Genomic DNA, 13,400 nt, shown 5'->3' with positions numbered 1-13,400 from the left:
GTCGGGTTCCAGCTCATGACTCATCGAACGCTGCGCCGCGCCGCCTGCGATCACCCGTGCAATCACCCGTGCCATCAGCCGGGTGATCACTCGCGCGCCGCGCTCTCGCGGTCTCCCGCTGACAGCCGGCCGGGCGCGGGCACGTCGGACAGGCGTCAGGTGGCCGTGCAGGTGACCACCGGCACCTCGACGGCGCCACCGGACCAGCCGACCGCGAATTCCAGCGTCACCGACGCGCCCGGCGGCAGCACGCCGTTCCATGACTGGTTGTTGGCGGTCACCGTGGCTCCCGGCTGGGCGTAGTGCCCGTCCCACATCTGCACGTAGTTCAGCCCGTTGGGGACCTTGAAGGTGACGGTCCACGAGGAGATGGGCAGGGTTCCCGTGTTCCGCACCGTCAGCTCGCCCCGGGAGGCCGCCGTCCACGAGAGGCTGAGCCGGATCGTCGCCTCGCACGATCGTGTACCTGACGGGCTGGGCGACGGTGTGGGCGACGGTGTGGGCGACGGTGTGGGCGAAGGGCTGGCCGACGGCGACGGGCTGGGGGACGGTGAGGGTGACGGTGAGGGGCACGGTGACGGGCTCGGTGATGGGTTCGGTGATGGCGAGGAGCTGGGTGACGCTGAAGCGCTGAGCGAAGGGGAGGGGCACGGCGAGGGACTGGCCGGCGGCGTGGGCGAGGGGCTGGGCCCCGGGGGGCACGGCGACGCGCTGGGCGACGGCGAGGGACTGGGGGGCGGTGCGGGGCTGGGCGACGGTGAAGCGCTGAGCGACGGTGAGGCGCTGGGGGACGGTGAGGGGCTGGGTGACGGCGAGGGTGAAGGGCTGAGCGAAGGGGAGGGGCACGGCGAGGGACTGGGCGACGGCGAGAGCGAGGGGCCGGCCGACGGCGAGAGCGAGGGACCGGCCGACGGTGAGGCCGACGAGCCGGCCGACGGTGAGGGCGACGAGCTGGATGGCGGCCACGGGTAGCCGGCGGGCGGGATCCGGATGATCAGATCGTCGCCGGAGCCCGGGGTCCCCCTGCCGTCGCGGTTGCTCGTCGCCACCCAGAGCCAGCCGTCCGGGCCGACGGCCACGGTGCGCAGCCGACCGATCCTTCCTTGGAGCTCGGCCACCGGAGTGCCCGTCCTGTAGCCGCCGCTGACCGGCACCGTCCACAGCCGCTTACCTGCGAGGGCCGCGGCGAAGAGCGTGCCGTTGGCGTGCGCCAGGCCGCTCGGCGACGCCTCGCTCGCGCTCCAGGTCACCAGGGGGTTCGCGAAGTTCGTGTTGCCGCACACGCCCTCGCAGGCCGGCCAGCCGTAGTTGCGACCCGGCTGGATGTAGTTGATCTCGTCTGTGGCGTTCTGGCCGAACTCCGTGGCGTACAGGCGCCCGCCCTCGTCCCAGGCGAGCCCCTGGACATTGCTGTGACCGTAGCTGTAGACCGGCGAGCCGGGGAACGGGTTGCCCGTGGGGATCGTGCCGTCGCGCGTGATGCGCAGGATCTTGCCGCCCAGGCTGTTGCTCTGGGCGTTCGTGGGGTTCCCGGCGTCGCCCGTGGCCACGTACAGCATGCCGTCGGGGCCGAACGCGATGCGCCCGCCGTTGCGGAACTGGCCGCGGGGGATGCCGGGGAGGATCACCTGCTGGGTCTGCGGGGCGTTGATCCGGAACCGGACCACCCTGTTGTCGTAGGCGGAGCTGATGTAGGCGTAGATCAACTGGTCCTGCACGAACGTGGGGGAGAGCGCGATGCCGAGCAGGCCGCCATCACCGGCGGGATACGCGTTGGGGACCGAAGCCACCTGTACGGGTGAATAGCCGGGACGCACCTGCGCGATGGTCGCGGTGTCGCGTTCGGAGACGAGGGCGCTGCCGTCCGGGAGGAAGGCCATCCCCCAGGGCACCCGCAGCCCCGTGGCGACGACCTGCGCCCGGGTGAAGTCGAACCCGCCGGTGGCCGCGCCCGCGGCGGCCGGCCGGGTCAGGACGAGCGCCGCGGCGGCGGTCACCGCGCTGAGAATGGCCGCGAGTGTCACGATGAGGCGCTTGGGCATCACACGCTCCCGGGACGGGACGGGGGGCAACCGGCTCGTCAACCATCGAAAGCGTCCGTGGCGGCCGAGGCAATCAACCGGCGGACGCCTCTGCGCCGGCCTGCGCGAACGTCCGCCGCCGGGGTCCGGTTGAGGAAACTTTCACGAGCGGGCGCTCGGGCGGGCTGCGCGTCAGCCGATCACCTGGGTCGTCCAGTCGCGTTCGTCGGCGCCGAGCAGGGTGATCCGGTCGAGCAGTCCCCGCGGACCGCCGATCGCGCGCAGCGACGCGGGCACCGGGCCGTCGACCTGCACGCACAGGTCGAGCCCGGTGGCGCTCGTGCAGGTGCTCTTCGGAGGCCGCGGGGAGCCTCCTGCCGGGCTGACGTTCACCGTGACGGGGAGGCCGTTCGCCGAGAGGAACACCTGGAGTTCCCACGCGCCGGTGCCCCGCAACGGCGGCCGCCACAGCTGCACTTCCTGTAGGCGGAAGCCGGCAGGCATGCCGCCGATGCGTAGCGGCAGCGGCACGGCGTGGTCCCCGACGGTCACGCCGGCCGCGACGCGCAGCAGGACCTCCTGCGGATCGGCGACGTTCAGGTAGTAGGCGTGCAGCTCGGCCCACCGGCCGCCGGCGGTCTGCCAGCGCAGGTATATGTCGCCACCGTTCAGGGGGTCGGAGGCGTCATGGGTGAGCCAGTAGGCGGGCCGGCCGTGGACCCGGGCGGGTACGGCGACCCCCTCGGCGCCGTCGGCGAACCTTCCCGGCGCCGGCTCCCGGTCATCCGGGTAGAGGCTGAGGATGATCCGCGCGCCGGAGTCGCCCCTTTCCCGCGCCAGTATCTGGTCGCCGTGCGGTCCCGCCTGGTAGCCGACTCCGGCGATCGGCTCGGGCAACCAGCCGAACGAGGCGTGCGCGATCAGCGGGGCGGGTCCGGCGGACAACGTCACCGCCGAAGCCGGCTCCGGCGCCGGCCTGACGAGCGGCATGGCCGCCAGCCCGGCCGCCAGGGCGGCGGCGCCGACGCCGATCGTCCAGGTTCGGCGACGGCGCAGTCGCCTTCGTCCTGTTGCGCGTGCACGGGCGAGATCCAGGGTCATCGGGGGCGCGGGCGCCTGCGCCAGCGCCTTGAGCTCGGCGGCCAGGTCCGGGATGTCGCCGGTCATGCTCGATACTCCTCTGGCGAAGCGACGGGACGGGTCCGGAGGAGACGGCGCAGCGTGTCGATGCCCCGTGCCGTCTGGCTCTTCACGTTGCCGGTCGAGCAGCCCAGCGTGCGGGCCGCCTCCTCGACGCTGAGGTCGCAGAAATACCGCAGGACGACGGTGGCCCGCTGGCGCGGGGGCAGAGCGGCCAGGGCCGCCCGCAGGTCGAGCGCCGCGTCGACGTCGCCCTCGTGGTCCGCGACGTCGTCGTGGGTGCCGCGCAGCACGATCAGACGCGCCCACGGCGCCCGCCGTTCGGCCAGGAACGTGTTGAGGAGCGTCGTACGGGCGTAGCCGTCGACGTTGTCCGCCCGGCCGGCGCGATGCCAGTTGGTGTAGAGCTTCGTCACGGTGGCCTGCACGAGGTCGTCGGCGGCATGCCAGTCGCCGCACAACAGGTAGGCGACTTTGCGCAGCCACAGCGCCTTCGCCGTCACGTACTCGGTGAACTCGGCGTCGCGCGCCGGACTTCCCCCCACCTGCGTCCGCCCTCCTTTCCGTACCCGCGGGCGTGCTCGCCTCTCTGATGCGCGCGACGCCGCGGAGGTTGCACGGCGGGCCGAACTCGCTTCCGCGAGCGTCTTCGTGCCCGGCCAGCGGGGGGACGGGGATCGTTCGGATCGCCCGTGGAGCTGCCGCCAACTCTCCGGCAAGCCGCCCACAAGTGGCGATGCGTACAAACAGTGGCGTGAACGACTACGACATCCGGCGGCCGACGCCCGCCGACGCGGCGGCCATCCACGAACTGGTCGCCGAGCACGACATCGAAGTGACCGGCAAGCCCGACTGGACGCTCGGCGACATCGCCGACACTCTCGGCGAGCTGGACCTGGAGCGCGACAGCTGGGTGGTCCGCTCGGGCGGGCGGCTCCTCGGCTGGGGCCACGCCAGGCGCAAGGGCACGAGCGACAACGTGGACATCGACGTGCAGGCGCGGGAGCCCGGCGCGGCCGCTCTGCTGTGGGACCTGGTGCTCGGCAGGGCCGGCGACCTCGCCCGCGAGGCCGGGCACGACCACGCGGTGGTGGACGTCAGCCTCTACGACCGGGACACGGTCATGCGCGAGGCCGCCAAGCAGCGCGGTTTCGCGCCCGCGACCAGCTTCCACCGCATGCGGGCCGACCACGCCGGCGTACGGCCGCTTTTCCTGCCCGAGGTCACGGTCGAGACCGGCTCGCCCGGCGGCGAGCAGGTGCTGCGCGCGGCGCACGCCGTCCAGCAGGAGGGCTTCGCCGAGCACTTCGGGTTCGTGCCGAAGACGTTCGAGGAGTGGGCCGACGAGATGGAGGCGTCCAGCGCGAACGACTGGACGCAGCTGCTGCTGGCCCGCGTCCACGGCGAGCCCGCGGCCATGCTGCTCGGCACGAACCATTTCGTGCCCGACGAGAACTGCGGTTATGTCCGCACGCTGGCGGTGCGGCCCGCCTTCCGCGGGCGCGGTCTCGGCCGGTTGCTGCTCACGCGGGCCTTCGAGGCCGACGAGCGGCGCGGGCGGGTGGGCACGATCCTGCACGTGGACGGCAACAACACCACTCCCGCACTCGGCCTGTACCGGTCGGTCGGCATGCGCCCGGTGCTCGTCATCGACGTCTGGCGGGCCCTCGTACGTCCCACCCGCTGAGATGAGGTTGCTCACACCCCGGATGCCTCTACTGTGAAACAGGGAGAAATCAGACAGCAAGGGAGTGTTGATGCTGCACGAAAGGCTCGAGGCCGTCTACGACAACGTCCTGCGCCGCAACCCTGGTGAGACCGAGTTCCACCAGGCCGTACGCGAGGTGCTGGAGAGCATCGGCCCGGTGCTCGGCAAGCACCCCGAGTACGCGGAGCAGAAGATCATTGAGCGGATCTTCGAGCCGGAACGGCAGATCATCTTCCGGGTGCCCTGGGAGGACGACCAGGGCGAGGTGCACATCAACCGCGGCTTCCGGGTCGAGTTCAACAGCGCGCTCGGGCCGTACAAGGGCGGGCTGCGCTTCCACCCCTCCGTCTACCTCGGCATCATCAAGTTCCTGGCGGTCGAGCAGATCTTCAAGAACAGCCTGACCGGCCTGCCGATAGGCGCGGGCAAGGGCGGCGCGGACTTCGACCCGAAGGGCCGCTCCGACCGGGAGATCATGCGCTTCTGCCAGAGCTTCATGACCGAGCTCTACCGGCACCTGGGTGAGTACACCGACGTGCCGGCGGGGGACATCGGCGTCGGGGGCCGGGAGATCGGCTACCTGTTCGGCCAGTACAAGCGCATCACCAACCGGTACGAGTCCGGCGTCATCACCGGCAAGGGGCTGACCTACGGCGGCGCCCAGGTCCGCACCGAGGCCACCGGCTACGGCTGCGCGTTCTTCGTCGAGGAGATGCTCAAGGCGCGGGGCACGTCGTTCGACGGCAAGCGCGTGGTCGTCTCGGGCTCGGGCAACGTCGCCGTCTACGCCATAGAGAAGGTGCGCGAGCTGGGCGGCGTCGTCGTCGCCTGCTCCGACTCCTCCGGCTACGTGGTGGACGAGAAGGGCATCGACCTCGACCTCCTCAAGCAGGTCAAGGAGGTCGAGCGGCGCCGCCTCAGCGACTACGCCGAGCGCCGGGGCGCCGAGGCGACGTACGTCGCCGGGCGCAGCGTGTGGGAGGTGCCCTGCGAGGTGGCGCTGCCGTCGGCCACGCAGAACGAGATCACCGGCAAGGACGCCGAGGCGCTGGTGCGGGGCGGGTGCGTCGCGGTCGGCGAGGGCGCCAACATGCCCACCATGCCCGAGGGCATCCGGGTGTTCCAGGAGGCCGGGGTGGCCTTCGGGCCCGGCAAGGCCGCCAACGCGGGCGGCGTGGCCACCAGCGCCCTGGAGATGCAGCAGAACGCCAGCCGCGACTCGTGGACGTTCGAGTTCTCGGAGCGGCGGCTCCAGGAGATCATGAGCGACATCCACGCCCGCTGCCTGGAGACCGCCGACGCGTACGGCATGCCGGGTGACTACGTGGCCGGCGCCAACATCGACGGCTTCAGGAGGGTGGCGGACGCGATGCTCGCCCTCGGCCTCATCTGAGTGCTCATTCCCGGTTCCGGCGGGTGCGCAGCAGCGGCAGCGCGCACCCGCCCGCGGCCACCGAGACCGCGGCCAGACACAGCGACGTCACCGTGGCGGCGTGCGCCGACGGGGCGAGGCTGAGAAACAGCGTGCCGAACACGGCCACGCCGACGACCTGGCCGAGCTGGAGCATCATCGCCAGCAGGCCGCTGGCGTCGGCCGCGTCGGCGGGCGCGACCCGGGCCAGCGCCACCGCCATGAGCGGGCTGAACGTGCCCGCCATGCCGGCCCCGATGGCCACGAAGCTGATCTCCAGCAGCGGCTCGCCGTGGCCGCCGCCGACCAGCGCCGCCGCCAGGGCCAGCTCGCCCCCGGCGGTGACGACGGCGGACGCGACGATCATCGGCCGGTGCAGGCGGGCCGGCAGCCGCTTCCAGTTGAGGCTGGTCAGCCCGAACGCGGCGGCCGCGGGGATGAACAGGCAGCCCGCCCGCAGGGCGCTGTCGCCGAGGCCGCCCTGCAGGTGGAGGGCCATGGCGAACAGCCAGCCGCCGTACGCCGCCATGACGAGGAAGATGCCGGACGCGGCGACGGCCACCCCGGGCGTGCGCAGCAGACGGCCGGGGACGAGCGGATGCGCCGCCCGCCGCTCCACGAGCAGGAACGCGCAGAACGCGAGAACCGACAGGCCCATCGCGATCCACCCCCACAGCGGCCAGTCCTCCTCGTGCCCGAGCACGAGCGGCACGACCAGCAGGCAGACCGCGAGCGACAGGGTGACCAGACCGGGCACGTCGAGCCCCTGCTCACGCCGCACGTGTGCGGCGGGCAGCGTCCGGGCGCCGACGACCAGCAGCGCGAGCCCGATCGGCACGTTGACCAGGAAGACCGGCCGCCAGGCCGTGCCGAACAGGTCGGCGGTCACCAGCAGCCCGCCGAGCACCTGGCCGACGACCGCGCCGGCCGAGATGACCGTGGCGTAGACGCCCAGCGCCCGTCCCCGCGCGGCGCCGTCGAAGGTGACCTGGATCAGACTGAGCACCTGGGGCACCATCAGGGCGGCTCCCGCGCCCTGCACCAGCCGGAAGGCGATCAGCACGCCGGTCGACGGGGCGAGCCCGCACATCAGCGATGCGGCCGTGAACACCGCGAGCCCGGTGAGGAACAGCCGCCGGTAGCCGAGCAGCCCCCCGAGCCGCGCCCCGGTGATCAGCAACATCGCGTACGCCACGGTGTAGCCGGAGATGACGAGTTGCAGCCCGGAGCCGGTGGCCCCGAGGTCGGCGCGCATCGTGGGCGCGGCGACGTTCACGATGGTGGCGTCGAGGATGGCCATGAACTGCCCCGCCAGAATGATGGTGAGCAGCAGAGTCGGCGAGGTTCGCCGCGCGGCCGGCGCGCGGGTGGTGACAGTGGTCATGGCGGCAACGATGCGGCCGCCGCGATACCGGTAACGAGAGCCTGCCGATACTGGTACCGACACCACCTGGCAACGCGGTCGCGCACCGGCCAAGATGGGGAGGTGACGACGGGGATTCGCACCAGGAACACCAGGCGTGAGCAGCTCGCGGCCTTCCTGCGCAGCAGGCGCGAGCGGATCCGGCCCGAGGATGTCGGCCTGCCGCCCGGCCTGCGCCGCCGCACGCCGGGCCTGCGGCGGGAGGAGGTCGCCCAGCTCGCGGGTGTGGGCGTGACCTGGTACACCTGGCTGGAGCAGGGCCGCCCCATCAACGCGTCGGTGCAGGTGCTCGACGCCATCGCCCGCACGCTGCGGCTGGACGCGGCCGAGCGGGAGCACCTCTACCGGCTGGCGGACCTGCCGGAGATCGCCGATCCTGCGGGCGACGGGGAGGGCCTCGACGCCGAGGTGCACACGATCCTGCGCCAGCTCGACCCGCTGCCCGCGTGCGTCTACAACGGGCGCTACGACCTGCTCGCCTGGAACGCCGCGTACGGCACGATCTTCGCGTCCGTGGTCGGCCGGCCGAGGCTCGAGCGCAACGTCCTGTGGCGGGTGTTCACGATGCCGGACTGCTGCTGCCCGCTCGTGAACAAGGACGAGGAGCTTCCCCAGATGGTCGCCACGCTGCGGGCGGCCTTCGGCAGGCACGTGGGAGAGCCGGCGTGGACGGGCTTCGTCACCCGGCTGTCGGCGGCCAGCCCGGAGTTCGCCCGGATGTGGGCGATGCACGAGGTGGCCAGGCCGGGCGTCCGGATGAAGCTGTTCAAGCACTCGTCGGTGGGCCTGATCCGCCTGACGTCCACCAGCATGGCGCTGGCGGCGCCGCCGGAGACCCGCATCGTGGTCTACACGCCCATGGACGACGAGAGCCGGCAGCGGATCGAATGGCTGACGGTCCATCCGGAGGTCGCCCACTGCCCGCTGCATGGGGAGCCCGTCCGCGGGTAAAGCCGCAGTCATGGCCTGTCGTATCAGTGAACTCGTCGTCGACTGCCACGACCCGGAGCGGCTCGCCGCCTTCTGGTGCGAGGTGCTGGGCTTCGAGGTGATCGAGCGCAAGGACGGCTGGGTGGAGATCGGCCCGCCCGGCACCGGTTTCGGCGGTCTCCAGCCGACGCTCATCTTCGAGCCGGTGCCCGAGCCCAAGCGGGGCAAGCTGCGCCTCCACATCGACGTCAACCCCACCGACCGCGACCAGGCGGCCGAGCTGGAGCGCCTGCTGAAGCTCGGCGCCGTACCGGTCGACGTGGGCCAGACCGGCGAGGAGGACTGGCACGTGCTCGCCGACCCGGAGGGCAACGAGTTCTGCCTGCTGCGCCGCCGCCTGTGAGCCTCCGCAGGCCCGATGCGGTAGCGTCCGGAGGGTGGCGAGGATCTTCACGGTCGACGAGGCCAGGTCGCTGATGCCGGAGGTGCTGGAGCACGCCCGCGCGTTCGTCGTCGTCCGCGCCGACCTGGCCGAGCTCACCCACGACCTGCGGCACGCGGGCGCCTCACCCCTCGGCGGCCTGCCCGAGGCCAAGGGCCTGGAGGCGCGGATGGACGAGCTGCTGAGCTGGTTCGACGCCGAGGAGATCGAGGTCAAGGGCGTCGCCCCGCTGCTCGTCGACTTCCCCGCCGTGCTCGGCGGCGTGTCCGTGCGGCTGTGCTGGCTGGAGGGGGAGACCGCCCTGGGCTGGTATCACCGCAGCGACCTCGGCTTCCCCGGCCGCCGCCCTCTGCCTTGACTTTCGGCCGCCGCCGCGCCCTCGGGTTCCGGGAGGCCGGCGCCCAGGTCAGCCTTCTCGTGCGGCGCTGACCGCCGGCGCCGCTCTCACTCCGACAGGTCGTCGAAGCCGTCGAAACCGCCGAAGGCGGCGCCGTACCGGACGCACACCATGCGGGCCACGGACTCGTGCGCGCCGAGTGGCTCGGCGCACCCGGCGCCGATCGACTCGGCGGCGGTCGTGATCCGCTCACGGTCGGTCTCGGGGCCGATGACGTACGGCACCATGGCCAGCCGGTTGGCGCCGATGTTGCGCAGGCGCTCGGCGGCGTCGCGCACGCTCGGCTGGCCGTCCAGCGCGGCGGGGACGACGGGGAGTGTCAGGCGGGCGGCCAGCAGGACGGCCGTCGCGTCGGCGCCGCGCGCGGCCTCGTCGCCCCCGGCGGTCGCGACGATGATCCCGTCGACCGGGGACGAGACGTTGAACAGGCGCATCCGGTCGGCGCGGGCCAGGCCCGCCTCGGCCAGGCGCACGTGCAGGGCCTCGGCCAGCAGCGGATGCGGGCCGAGCGGCTCGGTGATCTTCACCGCGGTCTCGCTCTGCGTCACGGCGTCCCGTACGGCGCGCAGCACGCGCGGATGGGGCCCGGTGACGAGCGGGACGACCACCGCGGCCGGCCCGTCCGCGGGCCGCTGCGCGGCGATGGAGGTGAACTCCTTGGTGAGGTCGGCGCCGCCGTCGGCCAGCGAGACGATGCGAAGGTCGATTTGCGGGTTGTCGAGCTTGACGATGGAGGCGACCTCCATGGCCACGTCCCCGCTTGGGCCCGCCGGTTCTCCGGCCTTGCCCGGCACCGCCAGGACCAGGGCGGGCGCGTCGGGCGGCAGGTCGGCGGGGAGCGGCCGTCGGTGGCGGCCGGTCCCGGGCCGAGGAGAGCGCTCTCTGGTGGGGAGCTTCGGCGGGTCCTCGTGACCTTCGTTCACATCGGCGGATTCTAGGGCGAATCTGGTCGAAGAGCAGAACCAACGCGCGGCTTGTTGCGGCTTGGTGATCTAGGCGGTTTACGTGTTCGTTACTTGACGCTCTCCGGGGGAGCCGGTTTGATATGGACTCATCCGGCCGTAAACGTTTACAGATCGCGGTGCGTTACAAGCCGGTAAACGATTACAGGACACTTTCCCCAAGTGAGGTGCCGTTGACCGAGGGTCCCACGATCACCACGATCGCGCAACGCGCCGGTGTGTCGATCGCCTCGGTGTCACGGGTGCTCAACGGGCTGCCGACACGCGAGGACACCGTGCGGCGCGTCATGCGCGCCGCCGACGAACTCGGCTACGTCCCCAACTCGGTCGCCCGCTCGCTACGCAACCGCCGCACCGACCAGATCGCCTTCGCGATGGCCGACATCGGCAACCCGGTCTACGTGGCGATGGTGCGCGAGATCCAGCCGCTGGTGAAGGAGGCCGGCTACCGGCTCCTGATCCACTCCACGGACGGTGACGCCGAGGACGAGCTCGGGGTGCTGCGCGGGCTGCGCGAGCGCTACGTGGACGGCCTCATCATCAGCCCCCTGCGGGGCGTCACCGAGGAGCACGTCGAGGCCATCGTCGCCGCGCGCGCCCCCGTCGTCGTCATCGGCTCGCTGCCGGAGGACATGCCGGAGGGCGCGCTGGTGGACAACGTGCGGACCGACTCCAGGACCGGCGTCCGGCTCGCGCTCGACCACCTGCACGCCATCGGCAGGCGGCACATCGGCTTCCTCAACGGCCCGCTCGACACCGTTCCCGGCGCCGCCCGCGCCGCCGCGTACCGGGAGGCCATGGAGGCGCTGGGCCTGCCGTACGACGAGGACCTCGTCGAGGTGGGCGACTTCTACCGCGACAGCGGCGCGCGCGCCGCGCGGGCGCTGCTGGCGCGCGTGCCCGGCGTGGACGCGCTGATGTGCGCCAACGACCTCATCGCGCTCGGCGCGCTCGACGTGCTGCGCGAGCAGGGCAGGGACGTCCCCGGCGACGTGGCGGTGGTCGGCATGGACGACACCGACCTCGCCTCGGTGACCTGGCCGACGCTGACCAGCGTCTCGCTCGGCTCGGCCGAGCGCGGCAGGGCGGCGGCCGGGCTGCTGCTCGACCGGCTGCAGAACGGCCCGCGCGAGCCGCGGGTGGCGGTGGTGCGGCCGAGCCTCACGATCCGCGGCTCGACCACTCTTCCCGGGGCATCGCCGGGAGGTGCCCGGTGACCGCGCTCGCCGAGCGGCCGTACGGCCGGGCAGGAGGCGGGTCGCGGCGTGGGCGACGGCGTGGGCCGCGGTCCGGGGGCGGGCTCGCGCTGCTGCTCCCCGCGCTCGTGCCGGTGCTGGTCTTCAGCGTGGGCCCGCTGGTCTACGGCATCCTGCTGGCCTTCACCGACGCGCGGTCCGGCCGCAACACCGAGACCTCGTTCGTGGGCCTGGAGAACTTCGCCGAGCTGCTGTCGGACGGCGACTTCTGGGAGTCGTTCCGGATCGGCATGGTCTGGGGCCTGTCGGTGACCGTGCTGCAGTTCCTGGCCTCGCTGGGGCTCGCGCTGCTGCTGAACCAGGACCTGCGCCTGCGCGGTGTCGCCCGGGTGCTGGCGGTCGTGCCGTGGGCCATGCCCCCCGTGGTGGTCGGCCTGATGTGGCGGCTGGTCTACCACCCGGACGCGGGCCTGCTCAACGGCCTGTTCGGCTCGGACGTCGACTGGCTGCACGATTTCTCTCTCGCGCTGCCCGCGGTCATCGTCGTCGGGGTCTGGACCGGCATGCCGCAGACCACGGTCGTGCTGCTCGCCGGCCTGCAGAACGTGCCCAGGGAGCTGTACGAGGCGGTCAGCGTGGACGGCGCGGGCCCCTGGCGGCGGTTCTGGAACGTCACGCTGCCGCAGCTGCGGCCGGTCATCGTGGCCATCACCTCGCTCGACTTCGTGTGGAACATCAACCAGTTCAGCCTGGTCTACGTGCTCACCCAGGGCGGGCCGGGCGGGCGGACGAGGCTGCCCATGCTGTTCGCCTACGAGGAGGCGTTCCGGTACGGCTTCTTCGGCTACGCCGCGACGCTCGGCGTGGCGATCACGATCGTCGTGCTGGCCGTGCTGGGCCTCTATCTGTGGCGGCAGGCGCGGGAGGGAGACTGACATGGCCCGCGCGCTGAAGTACCTCGCCCTGCTGGGATACGTCGTGTTCCTGGCGTTCCCGCTGCTGTGGCTGCTGTCGACGGCGCTGAAGACGCCGCAGGAGATGGCGGCCCTCGACCCCACGTGGATCCCGCGCCGGCCCACGCTGGCGAACTTCGCCGACGCCTTCGCGGAGCAGGACCTGGTCGGGGCCGGGCTGCGCAGCCTCGTCGTCGCGGTCGCCACCGCCCTGATCACGGTGGCGCTCGCGCTGCCCGCGGCGTACGCGCTGGCCCGCTTCCGCGGCGTGGCCGGAAAGATCGCGATCGGCTGGGTGCTGGTCAGCCAGGTCTTCCCGGTCGTCCTGATCATCATCCCGCTGTTCATGGTGCTGCGGCGGCTGGAGCTGGTGAACACCCTCGCCGGGCTCACGGTCGTGCACGTCACGTTCGTCCTGCCGTTCGCGCTGTGGATGCTGCGCGGATACGTGCGGGCGGTGCCGCGCGAGCTGGAGGAGGCGGCGGCCGTGGACGGCGCGGGGCGGCTGCGCGCACTGGCCGCCGTCGTCGCGCCGCTGCTCGCGCCCGGTGTGGTCGCGACGCTGCTGTTCAGCTTCATCTCGTCCTGGAACGAGTTCATGTTCGCCCTCGTGATCCTCAAGGATCCCGAGGTGGAGACCCTTCCGCTGACGCTGGTGCGCTTCGTCGGCCCGGAGGGGGTCGCCCGGCTCGGCCCGCTGGCGGCGGCGTCGCTGCTCGCGACCGTACCGAGCCTCGTCTTCTTCGCGATCATCCAGCGGCGCCTGCGGTCCGGCCTGATGGCCGGGGCCGTCAAGGGCTGACCCGCATGGCGACAC

General features: G+C 72.3%; 13 protein-coding genes. 8 read left to right on the top strand and 5 right to left on the bottom strand.

Features of this window, described 5'->3' with window-relative positions; translation table 11 throughout:
* Positions 1–155 precede the first annotated feature (155 nt).
* From ABZ857_RS35295 to ABZ857_RS35285, 3 genes are all read right to left on the bottom strand, one after another.
* On the bottom strand, positions 156–2,042 hold the full coding sequence (locus ABZ857_RS35295; RefSeq protein WP_357052182.1) for a PQQ-dependent sugar dehydrogenase: 1,887 nt from the start codon (positions 2,040–2,042) through the stop codon (positions 156–158).
* Between the two features lie 171 nt (positions 2,043–2,213).
* A complete protein-coding gene (locus ABZ857_RS35290) occupies positions 2,214–3,188 on the bottom strand; it encodes a hypothetical protein (RefSeq protein WP_357052179.1) in 975 nt (324 codons plus the stop codon).
* Positions 3,185–3,706 (bottom strand): SigE family RNA polymerase sigma factor, encoded by a 522-nt coding sequence (locus ABZ857_RS35285; RefSeq protein WP_357052176.1) that lies wholly within the window; start codon positions 3,704–3,706, stop codon positions 3,185–3,187. The genes ABZ857_RS35290 and ABZ857_RS35285 overlap by 4 nt, the downstream gene beginning before the upstream one ends.
* A 209-nt stretch (positions 3,707–3,915) precedes the next feature.
* Between ABZ857_RS35285 and ABZ857_RS35280 the strand changes: the two genes are divergently transcribed.
* Positions 3,916–4,848, top strand: a complete 933-nt coding sequence (locus ABZ857_RS35280) for a GNAT family N-acetyltransferase (RefSeq protein ID WP_357052174.1) — start codon at positions 3,916–3,918, stop codon at positions 4,846–4,848.
* Between the two features lie 70 nt (positions 4,849–4,918).
* Entirely contained in the window at positions 4,919–6,262 is a 1,344-nt protein-coding gene (gene gdhA, locus ABZ857_RS35275) for an NADP-specific glutamate dehydrogenase (RefSeq protein WP_357052171.1), read from the top strand.
* Between the two features lie 4 nt (positions 6,263–6,266).
* Here gdhA and ABZ857_RS35270 read toward each other — a convergent pair whose 3' ends face one another.
* Positions 6,267–7,664 (bottom strand): MFS transporter, encoded by a 1,398-nt coding sequence (locus tag ABZ857_RS35270; protein WP_357052168.1) that lies wholly within the window; start codon positions 7,662–7,664, stop codon positions 6,267–6,269.
* 102 nt (positions 7,665–7,766) lie between these two features.
* Between ABZ857_RS35270 and ABZ857_RS35265 the strand changes: the two genes are divergently transcribed.
* Genes ABZ857_RS35265 through ABZ857_RS35255 form a run of 3 tightly spaced genes read left to right on the top strand, consistent with a single transcriptional unit; the run spans position 7,767 to position 9,433 of the window.
* The gene (locus ABZ857_RS35265) at positions 7,767–8,654 is read left to right on the top strand and encodes a helix-turn-helix transcriptional regulator (protein ID WP_357052166.1); all 888 of its coding nucleotides are present in this window, start codon (positions 7,767–7,769) and stop codon (positions 8,652–8,654) included.
* A gap of 10 nt (positions 8,655–8,664) precedes the next feature.
* On the top strand, positions 8,665–9,036 hold the full coding sequence (locus tag ABZ857_RS35260) for a VOC family protein (RefSeq protein WP_357052163.1): 372 nt from the start codon (positions 8,665–8,667) through the stop codon (positions 9,034–9,036).
* A 34-nt stretch (positions 9,037–9,070) separates the two neighbouring features.
* On the top strand, positions 9,071–9,433 hold the full coding sequence (locus ABZ857_RS35255; RefSeq protein ID WP_357052160.1) for a DUF2203 domain-containing protein: 363 nt from the start codon (positions 9,071–9,073) through the stop codon (positions 9,431–9,433).
* Positions 9,434–9,519: 86 nt separating this feature from the next.
* Here the strand turns inward: ABZ857_RS35255 and ABZ857_RS35250 are convergent, their stop codons facing one another.
* On the bottom strand, positions 9,520–10,395 hold the full coding sequence (locus ABZ857_RS35250) for a hypothetical protein (protein ID WP_357052157.1): 876 nt from the start codon (positions 10,393–10,395) through the stop codon (positions 9,520–9,522).
* A gap of 212 nt (positions 10,396–10,607) precedes the next feature.
* On the opposite strand from ABZ857_RS35250, the gene ABZ857_RS35245 reads away from it, so the two are divergent.
* Genes ABZ857_RS35245 through ABZ857_RS35235 form a run of 3 tightly spaced genes read left to right on the top strand, consistent with a single transcriptional unit; the run spans position 10,608 to position 13,385 of the window.
* Positions 10,608–11,651 (top strand): LacI family DNA-binding transcriptional regulator, encoded by a 1,044-nt coding sequence (locus ABZ857_RS35245; protein WP_357052154.1) that lies wholly within the window; start codon positions 10,608–10,610, stop codon positions 11,649–11,651.
* The gene (locus ABZ857_RS35240) at positions 11,648–12,565 is read left to right on the top strand and encodes a sugar ABC transporter permease (protein ID WP_357052151.1); all 918 of its coding nucleotides are present in this window, start codon (positions 11,648–11,650) and stop codon (positions 12,563–12,565) included. The genes ABZ857_RS35245 and ABZ857_RS35240 overlap by 4 nt, the downstream gene beginning before the upstream one ends.
* A gap of 1 nt (position 12,566) precedes the next feature.
* Complete coding sequence (locus ABZ857_RS35235) at positions 12,567–13,385, top strand: carbohydrate ABC transporter permease (RefSeq protein ID WP_357052148.1); 819 nt, start codon at positions 12,567–12,569, stop codon at positions 13,383–13,385.
* Positions 13,386–13,400: the final 15 nt, after the last annotated feature.

The sequence above is a fragment of the Microbispora sp. NPDC046933 genome (genome assembly GCF_040644635.1).
GTDB lineage: Bacteria > Actinomycetota > Actinomycetes > Streptosporangiales > Streptosporangiaceae > Microbispora.
The sequence above is the reverse complement of the archived record's forward strand: the minus strand, read 5'-3'. Positions and strand labels throughout refer to the sequence as shown.

What these genes read in the sequence shown, in the direction of transcription:
- ABZ857_RS35270 (WP_357052168.1), bottom strand. Translation starts at nt 7,664, where the DNA reads ATGACCACTGTCACCACCCGCGCGCCGGCCGCGCGGCGAACCTCGCCG.
- ABZ857_RS35235 (WP_357052148.1), top strand. Translation starts at nt 12,567, where the DNA reads ATGGCCCGCGCGCTGAAGTACCTCGCCCTGCTGGGATACGTCGTGTTC.
- ABZ857_RS35260 (WP_357052163.1), top strand. Translation starts at nt 8,665, where the DNA reads ATGGCCTGTCGTATCAGTGAACTCGTCGTCGACTGCCACGACCCGGAG.
- ABZ857_RS35290 (WP_357052179.1), bottom strand. Translation starts at nt 3,188, where the DNA reads ATGACCGGCGACATCCCGGACCTGGCCGCCGAGCTCAAGGCGCTGGCG.
- ABZ857_RS35295 (WP_357052182.1), bottom strand. Translation starts at nt 2,042, where the DNA reads ATGCCCAAGCGCCTCATCGTGACACTCGCGGCCATTCTCAGCGCGGTG.
- gdhA (WP_357052171.1), top strand. Translation starts at nt 4,919, where the DNA reads ATGCTGCACGAAAGGCTCGAGGCCGTCTACGACAACGTCCTGCGCCGC.